Genomic DNA, 16444 nt, shown 5'->3' on the forward strand with positions numbered 1-16444 from the left:
TACTTGGTTGAAAATGAGTTATTGCAAATGAATTGCTAGGCACTGGCCTTGTTGGCTGTGGCCTTGGTGCTGATATTGCCTTTGGTGCGATTGATGCGCACCACGTCAGGTATTTTACGCAAGCCGCGCATCAGGTCCGCCAGATGCACACGATTTTTCACCTGCACGGTGAAATACAGGTTTGCATAAGCGCTGCCGTCCGCCTCTTCTACACTGACGCTATCGATATTTGAACCTGCATCCGCAATGCCTGCAGCGATTTTTGCCAGCATGCCCGGCTGGTTGGCCACGGTCAGGTTAAGGTTGGTCTTGAACAGGCGCGTGTTTTCCGGCTCCCACTCTACATCCAGCCACTTATCGGGGTCGAGTTTGAATTTGCGTACGCTCGGGCAATCATGGGTATGAATCACCAGGCCTTTATCTTTGTTGATAAAGCCCAGGATCGGGTCGCCCGGAATCGGATGGCAGCAAGGCGCGAACATCACGGCCATGCCCTCGGTGCCGCGCACGGTGATCGTATCCAGCGCTTTTGCCGGCAGCTTGGTATGTTTCTCCAGGTGGCCGTCCGTGGTGGCAACCAGCTGATGGGCCACCATGACATTCTGGCGCTTGCCGAGGCCGATCTCTGACAGGATCTCTGATTTTGTAATGACACCGTAATCACGCATCAGTTTTAACCAGTTCTCATCGGAAATCTGCTTGGGATCCACATGCAGTGCCCGCAAAGCCTGGTTCAACAGGCGCTCGCCGATTTGCGCCGCTTCGCTGGAACGCTGGGATTTAAGGAAGTGCCGTATATGCGCACGTGCCCGGCCGGTCACCACATAATTCAGCCAGGCTGGGTTCGGCTTGGCAAGCGAGCCGGTAATGATCTCGACATGGTCACCGTTCTTCAGCTCGGTACGCAGCGGCGCCAGTTCATGGTTGATACGTACCGCAACGCAGCTGTTACCGATATCGGAATGCACCGCATAAGCAAAATCAACCGCTGTGGCACGCTTCGGCAATGCCAGGATACTGCCCTTGGGCGTAAATACATAGACCTCGTCCGGAAACAGGTCGATTTTAAGGTGCTCCAGGAAATCCAGCGAGTCGGAACTTTCGTTCTGGATATCCAGCAGGCGCTGCAGCCACTGGTGCGTCTGCTGCTGCAATACCGTCAATTGCGCATCGCTTGATTTATACAGCCAGTGCGCAGCCACACCCGCATCTGCAATATTGTGCATTTCAGCGCTGCGGATCTGCACTTCGATCGGTGTGCCAAACGGCCCCAGCAGCGTGGTATGCAGGGACTGATAGCCGTTGGCCTTGGGTATGGCAATATAATCCTTGAACTTGCTGGGAATAGGCTTGTACAGCGCATGCAGCGCCCCCAGTGCCAGATAGCAGCCGGGCAGATCTTTCACGATGACTCGAAATCCATAGATGTCATAGACCTGTGAAAACGGCGTTGCCTGCCGCGTCATTTTTCTGTAAATGCTGTAGAGATGCTTTTCGCGCCCGGTGACTTCTGCATCCACATGGAACACTTTAAGCTGGTGCTGGATGGACTCCAGCACCTTGCTGATGACTTCCTTGCGGTTGCCGCGTGCCGCCATGACCGCTTTGGAAATCGCGCTGTAGCGCATCGGATGCAGATACTGGAAACTTAAATCTTCAAGCGCCTGGTAAACCGAGTTCAGGCCAAGCCGGTTCGCAATCGGCGCATAAATATCCAGGGTTTCCTTAGCGATCAGCCTCTGCTTTTCCGGCCGCATGGCTTCCAGCGTCTGCATGTTATGCAGGCGGTCAGCCAGCTTGACCAGTATCACCCGCACATCCTGCGACATGGCGAGCAGCATTTTGCGGAAATTCTCTGCCTGCGCTTCGCTGGCGCTCTGGAACTCGATCTTGTCGAGCTTGGTCACGCCATCTACAAGCTCGGCAACCTGCAGGCCGAATTTCTCTTTGATATCGAGCGTAGTGATTGATGTATCTTCCACCACATCGTGCAGCAGCGCCGCCAGGATCGTAGGCACATCCATGTGCAGGTCAGCCAGTATGCAGGCCACTGACACCGGATGCGTAATATAAGGCTCACCGGTCTTGCGCACTACACCTTCATGCGCCTTGTCGGCGTAGCGATAGCCTTCAAATACCAGCTCAATATCCTGGGGTTTGAAATACTGCTTGAGACGTATGCTTAAGGCTGAGCCCTCACTGTCCGCAGGCAGCAAGGGAGCCGGACTTGATTTTGATATTTCCGCTTTAAGGTTTTGTGCGGCTTTTGGCATGGCATTCACTACGGAACGGTTATTTGGCTTGCTGAGGTTAACAGCGCACCGGCATGTTAAGCGTGTATGCGTCCCAGAACTTCAACCCCTACCTTGCCGGCAGCAATTTCACGCAATGCGATCACCGTGGATTTATCACGCGTGTTCTGCACATTGACCAGCGGCTCTGAACCGTTATGCAGCTGACGCGCGCGGTAGGCGGCAACCAATGTCAGTTCAAAACGGTTAGGGATTTTTTCCAAGCAATCATCTACTGTAATACGTGCCATATTGATCTATTCCTATTTGTTTAATTAAAACGCTTAACGAGCGAATTAAGTGAGTGTCTCAATTAGTGCAGCATAGCGCTGCAACTGTTTGGCGGCTATCAGCCGGCGTGAACGAATGACTGCACGGATATCCTGCAGCGCTTCTTCAAAATAATGGTTAATTGTAACATAATCGAACTCCCCTACGTGGCTCATTTCCTCGCGCGCAGCGGCAACCCGCCTGGAAATGGTTTCCTGACTGTCCTGCCCCCTGCTGTTCAGGCGCTGCTCCAGTGTTTCGATGGATGGCGGCAGCACGAATATGCTGATGGCATCAGGATACAGGTGCCGCACCTGCTGTGCCCCCTGCCAGTCGATCTCAAGAATCACGTCTTGCCCGGCTTTCAGCGGGGCGTCCACCGCACATTGCGATGTGCCGTAGCGCGCGCCATGCACATGTGCGCTTTCAAGAAACTGTGCCTCGCCCAGCATGAGCATGAACGTAGGCTCGTCTACAAAGTGGTAATCCACACCACTCGCCTCTCCCGGCCTGGGTTTGCGTGTCGTGTGCGAAATCGAAAGTGTTACGTTCCTGTCTTCAGCAAGCAGAGCCTTGATCAGGCTGGTTTTGCCCGCGCCTGAAGGTGCTGAAATAATAAAAAGATTGCCTGACGTCATATCAATAATACCGATCTAAATTTGCATAGCGCTAAAAACTCACAATAAACCATCAGCTTAGCTTTGCAAAGAATTCATTTATCAAAATCTACCGTAATGCCTGATGGCCGGTGCCTACTCAATATTCTGGATCTGCTCGCGCATCTGCTCAATCAACACCTTCAGCTCCATGGATACCTGCGTTGTCTGCACGGATACTGACTTGGAGCCCAGGGTATTGGCCTCACGATTCAGTTCCTGCATCAGGAAATCCAGGCGCTTGCCGGCAGGCGCATCGGCATTCAGGATGCGCTTTACTTCCGAAACATGCGCAGTGAGACGGCTTAACTCCTCATCCACATCAATGCGCTGTGCGAACAGTACCAGCTCCTGTGCGATGCGCTCATGATCTACGGTTTTGATCGTTTCCTGCAATTTCTGCTCCAGCCTGGCCTGATACTCTTTATTGAGCTGCGGCAGCAGCGGCTTCACTTTGGTAACCAGCGCTTCTATCTGCACCAGCCTGTCCAGAATCAGCGCTTTCAGTTTTTCACCTTCACGCGCCCGTGACGCCGTCAGGTCCTGCAAGCCTTGCAACACCAGGGTTCTGATATCGTCTGCCATTGATTCCTGGCTCGGTTCCTCATGCTGCACTACGCCAGGCCAGCGCAGGATATCCGCCACACTTAGGGCGCGGCTTTGCGGAAAAAACTGCAGGGTCTTTGCCTGCATTTCAGCCAGCTGCTGCATTAACTGCTCATCAAGCTGCGGTGCCTGTGCCGACTGGGTACGCTGAATCAGGTTGATTTTACATTCAACCTTACCGCGGCTTAACTGCGCGGCAATCAGCTCCCTGATCTGCGGCTCGAAGCTCTTTAAGGATTCATCCAGTTTAAAATGCAAATCCAGATAACGGCTGTTCACGGCGCGCAGTTCCAATAAAAGCGTCGCTCCCTCTACCGGCTGCTCCAGCGCAGCGAAGCCAGTCATGCTAAAAGTCATTTAAATTTTCCTAATCTAACAAATTGATGCTGTTTTTCTTAACCGGGTTCAATGTTACCAAACACTCGCTACTCCATACGAAAATAAAACAGAAAGATTGTTATAAAATCACTATCCGGATGAAGTTCCCGCTGCTACCGCATCAAAAAAACTTTAATTACAGCCGATTAAGCGCTATATTGCGCTAATTGAATCGAAGTTTGAACGCCAAGCCAGTGATTATAAAAAAACACTCATCAACAATCGATTAATAGTTAAAGAAATCATTCTCAAAAGTGTCTACTACCCATAAGAATCTAGCATTACCTGCCGGCTACAAACTGCAAGATTATGAAATCAAGAAAGTCTTGAGTTATGGCGGGTTCAGCTTTGTGTATCTAGCGCACGACAAAAATAAAAACTTCGTCGCCATCAAAGAATACCTGCCGTCGTCAATTGCCTTGCGTGACGAGAATGCAACCGTGCAGCCCAATTCTGAAGACGTTGCAATGTTCAGGCATGGCCTCAAGAGTTTTTTTGATGAAGGCCTGACGCTGGCCAAGATCGAACACAGGAATATCGTGCGCGTGGTCAACTTCTTCCGCGCCAACGATACCGTTTACATGGTGATGCAATATGAGCGTGGCAAATCGCTGCAGGCCTATATCCTGGAACATGCCGAACCGGTCTCGGAAAACTTCATACGGCGGGTTTTCAGTGAATTGTCCAACGGACTGCGTGAAGTCCATACGCATAAACTCCTGCATCTGGATATCAAACCCGCCAATATCTATATCCGGCTGGATGGCTCACCGGTATTGCTGGACTTCGGCTCTTCGCGCCAGGCATTAAGCGGGACACAAACCAAGATTTCACCTAGCTATACGCCCGGCTTTGCCTCACCTGAGCATTATTATGACAAAAAACTGCTGGGGCCCTGGAGCGATATTTACAGCATAGGCGCCACCATGTATTCATGCCTGACACGCAATTCTCCGATCTCGGCTGACCAGCGCCTGAAAAAGGACGTGCTGGTGCCTGCCGTAAAAATAGGAAAGGAACACTACTCCCAGGAATTGCTCGAAATCATCGACAATTGCCTGGACTTGGACTATCTGAAACGTCCGCAAAGTGTGTTCTCATTACAGAAATCATTGATGGAAACACCGCACAAACCTAAACCAAAAACCGGTTTTGTACATAAAATCTTTAACGCGTTCAACAAGCAAAGCACACCCAGCAGCAGCAAAAAATCATCATGAAATTCACTATCTTCCAGAACAGCCGCCAAGGTCCGCGCCCTTACAATCAGGACCGGCTGGCTTACTCATACAGTAAAGATGCATTGCTGCTGGTCATTGCCGACGGCATGGGCGGGCACCGCCACGGTGAAGTCGCGGCGCAGCTTGCCGTTACGTCAATGACCGATGCGTTCCAGCGCATGGCCATCCCCTCCCTGCCCAGCCCGGCAAAATTCCTGATCGAACAGATCCAGCAAGTGCATGACATGATCGACCAGCTGGCGCAAGAGCAGGAAATGCTGGAAGCGCCACGCACCACTATTGTAGCCGCCATCGTGCAACGCGGCATGCTGTACTGTGCGCATGCCGGTGATTCACGTCTTTACCATTTCCGCGACGGCCACCTGCTTTACCGCACTGAAGACCACTCCATCGTGCAGTCACTGTACAACAAGGGCATGATCACCAGGGCAGAAATGGCGAACCACCCATACCGGCATAAGATTTTCAGCTGCCTGGGCGGTGATGTGCCGCCTAAGATCGAGCTGGCTGACCGCCAGGAACTACTCGAAGGCGACACCGTCTTACTGTGCACCGATGGTTTATGGGGAGCCGTCAGCGATGACCAGATCAAACAGGTCCTGCGCGGCTCATCCATTGAAGAAAACGTCACACGCCTGCTTGACCTGGCTGAAGCCGGCAGTGCAGAAAAAGGCGACAACATGAGCGCTATCGGCCTGCAATGGGGCGACAGGCTGCACAGTGACATGGCGGTCTCAACCATCACATTGCCCATGGGGTTTTCAACGACGATCATGAATCCCAACACCCGCAGCGACTATGACGGCACGGCAGACCCGGCACAGGCCGAAGACCTGAGCGATGAAGATATTGAAAGAACCATCGCGGAAATACAGATGGCGCTGCAAAAGACCAAAAAACATACTTAATTCATTTAAATTCAGAGCAGGATCCAACCGATGCAACCCAGTCATACAAACAACACCAGACCCAGCCAGCGCGAACTCAACCAGTTACGTGACGTGGAGATCATCCGCCACTACACCAAACATGCCGAGGGCTCGGTACTGGTTAAATTCGGCGATACCCATGTATTGTGCACTGCGAGCGTGGATGAAAAGGTGCCCGGCTTTCTCAAGGGAAAAGGCCAGGGCTGGGTCACCGCGGAATACGGCATGCTGCCGCGCTCAACCGGCAGCCGCATGGACAGGGAATCAGCCAAAGGCAAACAATCCGGCCGCACACAGGAGATCCAGCGCCTGATCGGCCGTTCCTTACGTGCCATTATCGACCTGCAGAAACTCGGCGAACGCAGCATCCAGATTGACTGTGACGTGATCCAGGCCGATGGCGGCACGCGCACAGCCAGCATCACCGGCGCTTACGTGGCGCTGCATGATGCTATCTCCACCCTGCTCAAAAGCGGTAAAATCACACAATCGCCGCTCAAGGACTCGGTTGCGGCGATTTCTGTCGGCATGCACCAGGGTCAGGCAGTACTTGACCTGGACTACATCGAAGATTCGGACTGCGACACCGATATGAATGTCGTGATGACCGGTAGCGGCGGTTTTGTAGAAATCCAGGGCACTGCCGAAGGTGAGCCATTCTCGCGTGAGGCCATGGATGCGATGCTGGCACTGGCCGCTTCAGGCATCAAACAACTGTCTGATAAACAAAAAGAGGTTTTAAGTGTTTAAGAAACTGGTTATCGCCACTGGCAACAAAGGCAAACTACGCGAAATTCAGCATGTGCTCGGTAAGCTGAATATCGAAATACTCCCGCAATCTGAATTCAATGTGCCGGAATGCGAAGAACCATACTGCACGTTTATTGAAAACGCGCTTGCAAAAGCGCGCCACGCCAGTAAGCATACCGGCCTGCCGGCACTGGCGGATGATTCCGGCCTGTGTGTTGATGCGCTGCAAGGCGCGCCGGGCGTATTGTCTGCACGCTACGCCGGCAAAAATCAGGCGCACAGCCTGCTCACGCAGGACGAACGCAACAATGACAAACTATTGCAGGAAATGAGCAGCATGTCGAATCGCCATGCGCATTTCTACTGCGTCATGGTACTGGTACGCCATGAGCATGACCCTGAGCCTATCATTGCCGAAGGCTGCTGGCAGGGTGTCATTCTGCGCGAATACCGCGGCAGTGACGGCTTTGGCTATGACCCACTGTTCCTGGATGATAAAACCGGCAAGACCGTTGCGGAACTACCGCTGGATATCAAAAGCCGCATCAGCCACCGTGGCCACGCCATGGCTAAGCTGCTGCAAAAGCTGGAAAGGCTGAGCAATGAGTAGCCCTGATAAAACCACCTGGCCTAAATGGGTGCGCGATGACCAAAGCGTGGTGTCATGTACCGAAAAAGTCAAAGTGATGACCGAAAACTTTGACGAAATCAGACAAATCGCACAGGATGCGCTTGAAGACGGCCTGCTCATGGAAGTTTCCGAGCAGCAGATGCGCGATGCATTGCATCAGCTGGTTGAATCACTGATCAATCCTTACAAAAAGTAAATCCACAAAGCGCATCCATACAAAAGGTAACTGGTATCAAAAAAATCATCGAAATCAAACCTGCTGCCGGCTTCACTCAGGCACCGGTCAATACGGTCGCCCCGCTAACAGGTGCCAATACTGTCTCAGGTTTAACGAATCCGCCGCCTTTGTCGCTGTACATCCATATCCCCTGGTGTGTGCGCAAGTGTCCGTATTGCGATTTCAACTCGCATGAAAGCCGTTTCAAAAACGGTGAAATCCCTGAAGCGGCCTACATCGATGCTTTAATCGCCGACTTGGGGGCCGCTACCCCCAAAGTATGGGGCAGAAAAATCAGGAGCATATTTTTCGGCGGCGGCACCCCCAGCCTGTTTTCCCCAGAGGCCATAGACAGGATTTTAAGCAACGTGCGAGCACTCACTCCGCTTGAATACGATGCGGAGATTACACTTGAAGCTAACCCCGGCACTGTAGACAGCGCGCATTTCTCCGGCTACAGGCAGGCAGGTGTCAATCGCTTGTCGCTCGGCATACAAAGCTTTAATGCCGATTACCTGAAAGCGCTGGGCCGGATTCACGATGACAGGCAGGCCATCGCGGCGGCCGAACTCGCACTTGAAACCTTTGAGCGCGTCAATCTGGACGTGATGTATGCACTCCCCCGACAAACACTGGAGCATGCGCTGAAAGATGCAAAACAGGCCATCGCGCTGGGCCCTGACCATTTATCGTTCTACCATCTGACGCTGGAACCCAACACGCCGTTTCACCGCACGCCCCCCAGCCTGCCCGATGATGATACCAGCAGCGACATGCAAGTTGAAATCGAACACTTACTGGCCGCGCATGATTATGAACATTATGAAACTTCAGCCTTTGCCAAAAAAGGCATGCAAGCCAGGCATAACCTCAATTACTGGCAGTTCGGCGACTATCTGGGCATTGGCGCCGGCGCGCACAGCAAGCTGAGCTATCACGATAAAATCACCCGTGAAAGCCGGCCCAAACACCCTAAGGCCTATATGGAGCAGGCCATTCTCGGCAATGCGATAGAACGCGTATGGGATATTGAGCGCGATGAGCTCGGCTTCGAATTCATGATGAATGCACTGCGGCTGATTGAAGGCGTGCCCGCCAGCCTGTTCCGGCAGCGTACAGGGCTAAGCCTGCACACACTGGATAACGCCATCAGGACTGCGCGGAACAAAGGCCTGCTCACGGCGGACCAGGACCGCCTGCAGCCTACCCTGCTTGGACAGCGCTTCCTGAACGAATTGCTGGAGTTATTCCTCGAGTAACGCCAGCAGTAATTCCCGGTCGCCCACAAAATAGCACTTGCTACGCGCCAGGCATGCTAGTAGATTTATACGCACCCTCTTTAAAATCTGCGAAAGAATGACCATCATGTTTAAAACCACCATTGGCTTATTCATCATCTTTTTGCTGTACGGGTGTAGCTCCACCCCTTCTTCTTCCACCGGCGGAGAAAGCTCGACGGTAAAGACGCATACGATAGCGCTCGATAATGGTAAAAAATTCACATTCAAGTCTTCCGGCTGCAAGCTGGAACAAGGTTCATTAAGCAATACAGCAGACTTTGCCAGCGCCGGCTCATATGGCACCCTGGTCGCAGCCAACAGCAAGAGCAATACCACGGTAGACCAGTACCGGGTGTCATGCAGCGCCGTAGCGGCCGGAGCAAAATCTGCATGCGTGATACAGCGCGTTCAGGGCACCGGCACAGCGAATGATTTCGGCGGCCCCAATTGCCCGGACATGAATTTCAGCTTGATCAATTTCAGAAGCTTCTAAACCCGGAAAAACACGCCTGTTAATTAACAGCTATTGACGGCAAAGGGCCCGGGGCAATCCGGGCCCTTTGCTTTTCAGGCTTGCACAGGTCCTGGCGATACAGGCTGAATCCTGGACACAGATAACGAGCCATATCAACCGCATTAATTGATAGACACGGTATGCCTCTATCGGATATATTGATTCCATAATAACGGTAAAAATAATAATAATAGGATTAATTCGATTATGTCTATTCAAACGTCAGAATCCGAGTATTAGTTCAGAGCTGGAATTATCATGCGCACACTTAAAAACCGGCAATGATGTTCAGAGCTTTAGCCTTATTTCTTCTCTTATTGGTCAACGATAGCGTTGCTGCGGGCGACGAAGACGTCGTCATCGCCGTTAACCAGAATTTTACGGACAATCAGATTTCGCGCAGTTTCGCCCGCCGCATATTCACCATGAAAGCCAGGCAATGGCCGGATGGCAGCCCGGTGATTGTATTCGTATTGCCTGACGGAAGCCCGCATCACCTGACGTTTGCAAAGGAAATCCTGGAAACGTTCCCCTACAAACTGCGCTCCGTCTGGGATCGCCAAGTCTACTCAGGCACGGGTCAGGCGCCGCGTGAAGTTGCGACGATAGACCAGATGGTGACCAATATTGCCAACACGCCCGGTGCGATTGGCTACCTGCCAAGGGAAAAAGTTGATGGCATCAAAATACGTTTCATTGAGGTACGCTGACATGTCAAGAATCTATATTGCAGGCATGATTTCTTTATTAAGCGCGCTATGCCCAACCCCATCATCGGCACTGGAATTCAATGACGGAAAAGTACAGGTTCACGGCTTTGCAAGCCAAGGCATCGTATCCAGTACAGATAATAATTTTTATGGCGACAGTTCGCACAATATCAGTTTCGATTTCCGTGAAATCGGCATTAACGCTTCATACCGCCCCCGGCCAGATTTACAGTTCTCTGCACAAATCATCAACCTTGATGCCGGAGATGTAAGCGAAAATGGCCTGCTGCTGGATTATGCCCTGGTTGACTACACGATTTCGTCAACCGAGGACAGGCAGTTCGGCATCAGGCTTGGGCGGGTCAAGAATCCGTTCGGCCTGTATACCACGACCCGCGATGTGGCCTTTACGCGGCCGAGCATTGTATTGCCGCAGTCTATTTATTTTGACAAGGCGCGCAGCCTTGCACTCTCATCCGATGGCGTCGGGTTTTATCTGAACAAGGAAAGCAATTTCGGCAGCATCAATTTTGACCTGGTAGTCGGCAATGCCAACGTCGACCGGGGCAGTGAAGCAACATTCTTAAGGGCCGATTTGCCTGGCAGCATGCAGTCCGAAAAACCGTCGCGCCTGATGCGTATCATGTACATTACCCCAAATGACCGTTTGCGCATTGCCTTTACCGCTGCCAATATAGACCTTGAATACGATGCACGCTCCTATGAGTTTGATCCCAACCTGGCCGTACACCTCGACCCTAAAATCATTTCTGCACAATACAGCAATGAGAAATGGGAGCTGACAGCAGAATATTCACAAATGAAGTCATCGATCACCAGGAGCTTCTTTCCGAACTTCAATAATGTGATTGAGGGCTATTATATTCAGGGCAGCTACCAGCTCACCCCGGCTTTGCAGGCGGTCGTGCGCTACGATGCAAGTTTCAATAACAAAAGCGACCACTCCGGGAAAAAACTTTCCGCAGAAACAGGCCTGCCCGCCCACGTATTTTTCGCCAAAGACTGGATGGTCGGCCTGCGCTACGATGTCACGCCCACGTTCATGGTCCGGGGCGAATGGCATCATATCGACGGTACCGGCTGGCTATCCACCCTCGATAACAACTCAGACCCGGGAGCAATGGAGCGCAGATGGGACATGCTGATGCTCATGGGTTCCTGGCGGTTTTAATCCATCGTGAAACACGAAAGCACACCGCACCAGCACTTCCTCAGCCTGCGCTGGAAATTGCTGCTGATCCTGTTCATTGTTTCCGCAATCATCGGCATTGCCAGTTCATATTACTTCCAGCACCAGCTGCTGATCCAGTTCGACCAGGCACGTAAAGAGGCGCAGCTCAAATACACCAGACAGATTAACGGCCTGATCAGCCTCGATGTTGAACGGGTTCGCCAGCTGACCGCGACACTCCCGACTTTCGTCAGCCTGAACAATGACCTCATGGAATATGCCAGTCCCGCGTTCTACCGTTATTTTGATAACTTCTGGTCGAACTTCCAGATCGATATGGGCGTGAATGATGCCAAGCTATATGCCCCGGACGGACATATCATCGCCTCGTGGGGCAATGATGCACAAGACAACCTGTCTGTTCAGTCCAGGTCATGGAAAAGCAACTGGGAAGCGATCCTGAGTACAGAAACATCGAGCGGGCTGATCGAGTGCTCGTATACGTGCAGCATTTATGCCTTTGCCCCCATCCTTAAAAAAGGCGAGACCGTCGGTGTTTTCTCAATCGGCGCTTCGCTCGCCGATGCTGTCCTGTCATTCCAGAAAACATCCAAAGCAGACGTTGCCATTGTTTTCTCAAAACCTGGCGCAGGCAATATTCCAAAATCGCTGTGGGGAATGCATATCGCAGCAGCTTCCAACCCAGAATCCTTAGTGCCTTTAATCACCAGGGCTGCCAGCATCCATTCTTTTTCAGAATTATCTGAAAAACCCGTACGCTATGCGGAAGCAGATAACATCTATGAAATCAGCCTGGTTAAACTTGAACAATCCTACTGGACCGACGGCATGCAAATGATCATCGTCGAAAACATCACCCCTGACCTTGCCATCGTGCAGCAGAACAGCAAACAGATCATGATATTTGCAATGCTGGCGACTGTGCTGATACTTTCATTGCTTTATTTCCTGCTCAGCATCCCGTTAAAACGCCTGCGCCGCATCGCATCGTCAATGCCGCTGCTTGGCCAGGGGGCATTCCAGGAATTGCGCTCCGGCCTGAGGCCGCATCGTCATCAATTAACGGACGAAATGGATGTACTGGACCAATCCACGCTGGACCTGTCCAATAAACTGGAATCCCTGGAACATGAAGTGCTTGAAAAAAACCTTTCCTTGAAAAACCTTTTTAACGAGGTGTTGAGGGAGAAAGAATTTGCGACAAAACTCCTGAACCAGGCCGAAGCCATCATTGCCACCATCACCGTGGACGGACGCATTTTATCCATTAACCAGTTCGGACTGACCCTGACCGGGAAAAACAAAGAAGAGCTGATGTACAGCGACTTATCCCAGGCTGACTGGACTGCCCTCAAGGAAAAACTGGCGGAAGTTGCCAGCACGGATTTATATAATTATGCGCATGAGTCGGTACTCATTGCGGCCGACCGGTCTCCGCGCAATATTTCCTGGGTGCATACCCGGCTGCAGGATGATCTAAAAGGTGACACGATTCTTTTGTCGGTCGGCATGGATATCACCGAACGCATCCGCTCTCAGGAAGTCATCCATCATCTTGCAAACTATGATGCACTGACCAATCTTCCGAACCGGCGCCTGTTGATCGACAGGCTCAAACATGCCCTGAGTTCCAGCACCCGCAGCGGCCAGCACGGCGCATTGCTTTTTATCGACCTTGATAATTTCAAATCACTCAATGACACCCTTGGCCATAAAATTGGCGACCTATTACTGCAGGAAGTCGCCAAACGGCTCACCGTGTGCATCCGTGAAGGAGACACCGTCTCACGCATCGGGAGTGACGAGTTTATTGTCGTACTGGAAGACTTAAGCAACAAGGCGATTGAATCGGCAGGGCAAGCCGAACATGTTGCAAGAAAGATCCAGCATAGGCTTAACCAGCCATTCCAGCTCAAAGCGCACTCATACCAGAACACGGTCAGCATCGGTATCAGCTTGTTCAGCGACCACGATAAAGATACGGAAGAACTGCTGAAACAGGTCGATATTGCGAGTAACCAGGCCAAACGCAACGGTAACAACAGCATTTGTTTCTATGACCCCAAAATGCAGGAAAGCCTTACCGCGCACGTAACGCTTGAACGTGAACTGAACCAGGCCATCATTGCCCGGCAATTCATACTGTATTACCAGATCCAGGTGGACAATACAGGCAAGGCACTCGGTGCTGAAGTGCTGATCCGCTGGCAGCACCCGCAGCGGGGCATCGTGTCGCCTTTTGATTTTATCCCGCTGGCAGAAGAGACCGGGCTCATTATCCCGATCGGGAAATGGGTGCTGGACAATGCCTGCGCACAGCTCAGCACATGGCAGAAATCGGAGCACACCAGGCACCTCTCTTTATCAGTCAATGTCACCGCGCAGCAGTTCCTGCAAAACAACTTTGCGGCACAAGTGGAGTCTGCCATCCGGATCAATGCCATCGACCCTGCGCTGCTGAAGCTGGAACTGACTGAAAGCATGCTGGTGAATGAGCTGGATAAAACCATCGCCACGATGCACGCGCTGCAGAAAATCGGCATCAAATTCTCGCTGGATGATTTTGGTACCGGCTACTCATCATTGCAGTACCTGAAGCGTCTGCCGATCTATCAATTAAAAATAGACCAGTCTTTTGTGCATGAGCTTGCCAATAACCTCAGTGACCAGGCAATCGTGCGCACGATCATCGCTATGGCGCAGACCCTGAACCTGAACGTAATTGCAGAGGGCGTGGAAACGTCTGAACAAAGGCAGATGCTGCTGGATAACGGCTGCTATTGCTATCAGGGTTATCTGTTTGGCAAGCCGTTACCGATTGATGCGTTTGAAGCCTTGCTCAAGAAAAGCCTGGCCTTCTAGTTTTTTTAATCCCCCGCGTGCGCCGGCTGTGGACGCGGTTATGCCACGCAGCCTACCTCTTTTTTGACAGCTGCCGGATGCTTGGAATCAAAACCCGGTGTTCCTGCTCAAACACAGTCGTCGGCTGCAACTCAGGCTGCGTTTCGCGATTCAGCCTGATGGCTTCTGCAACGAAGCGCTGCTGCATGGACGCGCTTTTCGGGTAAATCAGGCGTGACAGATCCCGGATACTTTCTTGAGGCTGCAAAGGCCAGTCCATCGCTGATAGCGACTCATTACTCGCAGCGGCGGACAGCAATGGAACATGCAACAGCAGTGCTAGCGCGATGCGTGTCAATAGCTGTCTTGCCGCGTAAGCTTTCATGTTCAGCCCATTTCTTTTTTAGCCCGTGCAATAGCCGCTTTAACCTGAACCGGGGCTGTGCCGCCAATATGGTTACGGCTTTGCAGGGAACCTTCCAGCGTCAATACGGCATACACATCATCACTGATCTCCGCCGCGAATTTCTGCAGGCTTGCCAGCGGCAGGTCACTTAAATCCACGTTCTGCTCTACCGCGTGGCGTACAGCCAGCGCTACGACTTCGTGCGCATCCCTGAACGGCATGCCTTTTTTCACGAGATAATCAGCCAGGTCGGTCGCTGTCGCAAAACCTTCACTGGCGGCCTGGCGCATGTTTTCTTTATTGACGGTAATGCCACGCATCATGTCCGCATAGATTTCCAGCGTAACCAGTAAAGTATCCACCGTATCGAACAACGGCTCCTTGTCCTCCTGGTTATCTTTGTTATAGGCAAGCGGCTGGCCTTTCATCAGGGTGAGCAAGGCCGTCAGGTGCCCGTATACTCGGCCGGTTTTACCGCGCACCAGTTCCGGCACATCCGGGTTCTTTTTCTGCGGCATGATCGACGAGCCGGTACAGAAACGGTCCGCAATATCAATAAACGCAAACCGTGGTGAACTCCACAAAATTAGCTCTTCAGACAGGCGCGACAGATGCGTCATCACCAATGAAGAGGCAAAGGTAAATTCAATGGCAAAGTCACGGTCTGACACTGCATCCAATGAATTTTCACATACGCCGTCAAAACCCAGGTTTTTCGCAACCATTTCACGGTCAATCGGGTAACTGGTACCGGCCAGCGCAGCAGCACCCAGCGGCAGGCGGTTGATGCGTTTCCTGCAATCCACAAAGCGCGCGGCATCGCGTTTCAGCATCTCATAATAAGCCATCAGATGGTGGCCAAACGTCACAGGTTGCGCCACTTGCAGGTGCGTAAAGCCCGGCATTACCGTGTCGTAATGCTTTTCAGCCAGATCGAGCAGGCTGCCCTGCAATTGATGCAAGCCGGCAACCACCTGGTCTGCCGTCGCCCGCAGCCACAAACGCACATCGGTTGCCACCTGGTCATTACGGCTTCTGCCCGTATGTAAGCGCTTACCTGCGTCGCCAATCTTGTCGGTCAGGCGTTTTTCAATATTCAGATGCACATCTTCCAGATCCAGCAGCCATTCAAACTGGCCGGCTTCGATTTCCTGTGCGATTTCCTGCAAGCCTTTTTCAATCGCGGCGAAATCCTGCCTGGAAATAATCGACCGCTCACTCAACATGCGAGCATGAGCGATAGACCCCTGTATGTCATATGGCGCCAGGCGGTAATCGAAGCCCACAGAGGCTGTATATTTTTTTACCAGCTCTGCTACCGGCTCATTAAAACGCCCTGACCAACTGGTGTCTTTTTTATTGAGCGAATTTACTTTTTCTGTCAATTTCTTAACCTATCTATTTTAAACTTTGTCGTTAACGACGATATACTGTAAGTATAATGCAAAATAAATACTTTTAAGGCCGATTGTATCAATACGGCAACCCAAGCAAGGCAAAACCACACGCCA

At 51.9% G+C, this 16444-nt stretch carries 16 protein-coding genes; 10 read left to right on the top strand and 6 right to left on the bottom strand.

What is annotated here, in order from left to right; genetic code table 11:
- Positions 1–35: 35 nt before the first annotated feature.
- The 4 genes from GQ51_RS08250 to GQ51_RS08265 all read right to left on the bottom strand — a co-directional run bounded on the left by GQ51_RS08250 (position 36) and on the right by GQ51_RS08265 (position 4180).
- Positions 36–2273 (bottom strand): RelA/SpoT family protein, encoded by a 2238-nt coding sequence (locus GQ51_RS08250; protein ID WP_047552009.1) that lies wholly within the window; start codon positions 2271–2273, stop codon positions 36–38.
- Between the two features lie 56 nt (positions 2274–2329).
- Complete coding sequence (gene rpoZ / locus GQ51_RS08255; RefSeq protein ID WP_047552011.1) at positions 2330–2542, bottom strand: DNA-directed RNA polymerase subunit omega; 213 nt, start codon at positions 2540–2542, stop codon at positions 2330–2332.
- A gap of 45 nt (positions 2543–2587) precedes the next feature.
- On the bottom strand, positions 2588–3199 hold the full coding sequence (gene gmk, locus GQ51_RS08260) for a guanylate kinase (RefSeq protein WP_047552013.1): 612 nt from the start codon (positions 3197–3199) through the stop codon (positions 2588–2590).
- Between the two features lie 114 nt (positions 3200–3313).
- Positions 3314–4180: a YicC/YloC family endoribonuclease gene (locus GQ51_RS08265; protein WP_047552016.1), complete on the bottom strand. Its 867-nt coding sequence runs from the start codon at positions 4178–4180 to the stop codon at positions 3314–3316.
- A gap of 275 nt (positions 4181–4455) precedes the next feature.
- Here GQ51_RS08265 and GQ51_RS08270 point away from each other — a divergent pair, with 275 nt between their 5' ends.
- From GQ51_RS08270 to GQ51_RS12310, 10 genes are all read left to right on the top strand, one after another.
- A complete protein-coding gene (locus GQ51_RS08270) occupies positions 4456–5421 on the top strand; it encodes a serine/threonine protein kinase (RefSeq protein ID WP_047552018.1) in 966 nt (321 codons plus the stop codon).
- On the top strand, positions 5418–6350 hold the full coding sequence (locus GQ51_RS08275; RefSeq protein ID WP_047552020.1) for a PP2C family protein-serine/threonine phosphatase: 933 nt from the start codon (positions 5418–5420) through the stop codon (positions 6348–6350). The genes GQ51_RS08270 and GQ51_RS08275 overlap by 4 nt, the downstream gene beginning before the upstream one ends.
- A gap of 30 nt (positions 6351–6380) precedes the next feature.
- Positions 6381–7121 carry a ribonuclease PH gene (rph, locus tag GQ51_RS08280; protein WP_047552022.1) on the top strand — a complete coding sequence of 247 codons (741 nt, stop codon included), beginning with the start codon at positions 6381–6383 and terminating at the stop codon, positions 7119–7121.
- A complete protein-coding gene (gene rdgB, locus GQ51_RS08285) occupies positions 7114–7731 on the top strand; it encodes an RdgB/HAM1 family non-canonical purine NTP pyrophosphatase (RefSeq protein ID WP_047552024.1) in 618 nt (205 codons plus the stop codon). Before rph ends, rdgB begins: the two co-directional genes overlap by 8 nt.
- On the top strand, positions 7724–7948 hold the full coding sequence (locus GQ51_RS08290; protein ID WP_047552026.1) for a hypothetical protein: 225 nt from the start codon (positions 7724–7726) through the stop codon (positions 7946–7948). Before rdgB ends, GQ51_RS08290 begins: the two co-directional genes overlap by 8 nt.
- 35 nt (positions 7949–7983) lie before the next feature.
- Complete coding sequence (hemW, locus tag GQ51_RS08295) at positions 7984–9228, top strand: radical SAM family heme chaperone HemW (protein WP_047552028.1); 1245 nt, start codon at positions 7984–7986, stop codon at positions 9226–9228.
- A 106-nt stretch (positions 9229–9334) separates the two neighbouring features.
- Positions 9335–9742 (top strand): hypothetical protein, encoded by a 408-nt coding sequence (locus tag GQ51_RS08300; protein ID WP_047552030.1) that lies wholly within the window; start codon positions 9335–9337, stop codon positions 9740–9742.
- A gap of 305 nt (positions 9743–10047) precedes the next feature.
- Positions 10048–10473, top strand: a complete 426-nt coding sequence (locus GQ51_RS08305; RefSeq protein ID WP_235276195.1) for a hypothetical protein — start codon at positions 10048–10050, stop codon at positions 10471–10473.
- Between the two features lies 1 nt (position 10474).
- Complete coding sequence (locus tag GQ51_RS08310) at positions 10475–11665, top strand: hypothetical protein (protein ID WP_047552034.1); 1191 nt, start codon at positions 10475–10477, stop codon at positions 11663–11665.
- 6 nt (positions 11666–11671) lie between these two features.
- On the top strand, positions 11672–14548 hold the full coding sequence (locus GQ51_RS12310) for a bifunctional diguanylate cyclase/phosphodiesterase (RefSeq protein WP_081987126.1): 2877 nt from the start codon (positions 11672–11674) through the stop codon (positions 14546–14548).
- 52 nt (positions 14549–14600) lie between these two features.
- Here GQ51_RS12310 and GQ51_RS08320 read toward each other — a convergent pair whose 3' ends face one another.
- Both GQ51_RS08320 and argH read right to left on the bottom strand, forming a co-directional pair.
- Entirely contained in the window at positions 14601–14912 is a 312-nt protein-coding gene (locus GQ51_RS08320; protein WP_047552036.1) for a hypothetical protein, read from the bottom strand.
- A gap of 2 nt (positions 14913–14914) precedes the next feature.
- Positions 14915–16318, bottom strand: a complete 1404-nt coding sequence (gene argH / locus GQ51_RS08325) for an argininosuccinate lyase (protein ID WP_047552038.1) — start codon at positions 16316–16318, stop codon at positions 14915–14917.
- Positions 16319–16444 lie beyond the last annotated feature (126 nt).

The organism is Methylotenera sp. G11 (genome assembly GCF_000799735.1).
Lineage (GTDB): Bacteria > Pseudomonadota > Gammaproteobacteria > Burkholderiales > Methylophilaceae > Methylotenera.

Bases quoted from the DNA above. Each gene is read 5' to 3' on its own strand.
- GQ51_RS08300 (WP_047552030.1), top strand. From the start codon at position 9,335: ATGTTTAAAACCACCATTGGCTTATTCATCATCTTTTTGCTGTACGGG.
- rph (WP_047552022.1), top strand. From the start codon at position 6,381: ATGCAACCCAGTCATACAAACAACACCAGACCCAGCCAGCGCGAACTC.
- GQ51_RS08305 (WP_235276195.1), top strand. From the start codon at position 10,048: ATGTTCAGAGCTTTAGCCTTATTTCTTCTCTTATTGGTCAACGATAGC.
- GQ51_RS08265 (WP_047552016.1), bottom strand. From the start codon at position 4,180: ATGACTTTTAGCATGACTGGCTTCGCTGCGCTGGAGCAGCCGGTAGAG.
- GQ51_RS08290 (WP_047552026.1), top strand. From the start codon at position 7,724: ATGAGTAGCCCTGATAAAACCACCTGGCCTAAATGGGTGCGCGATGAC.
- GQ51_RS08310 (WP_047552034.1), top strand. From the start codon at position 10,475: ATGTCAAGAATCTATATTGCAGGCATGATTTCTTTATTAAGCGCGCTA.
- gmk (WP_047552013.1), bottom strand. From the start codon at position 3,199: ATGACGTCAGGCAATCTTTTTATTATTTCAGCACCTTCAGGCGCGGGC.
- rpoZ (WP_047552011.1), bottom strand. From the start codon at position 2,542: ATGGCACGTATTACAGTAGATGATTGCTTGGAAAAAATCCCTAACCGT.
- GQ51_RS08275 (WP_047552020.1), top strand. From the start codon at position 5,418: ATGAAATTCACTATCTTCCAGAACAGCCGCCAAGGTCCGCGCCCTTAC.
- GQ51_RS08250 (WP_047552009.1), bottom strand. From the start codon at position 2,273: ATGCCAAAAGCCGCACAAAACCTTAAAGCGGAAATATCAAAATCAAGT.
- GQ51_RS08320 (WP_047552036.1), bottom strand. From the start codon at position 14,912: ATGAAAGCTTACGCGGCAAGACAGCTATTGACACGCATCGCGCTAGCA.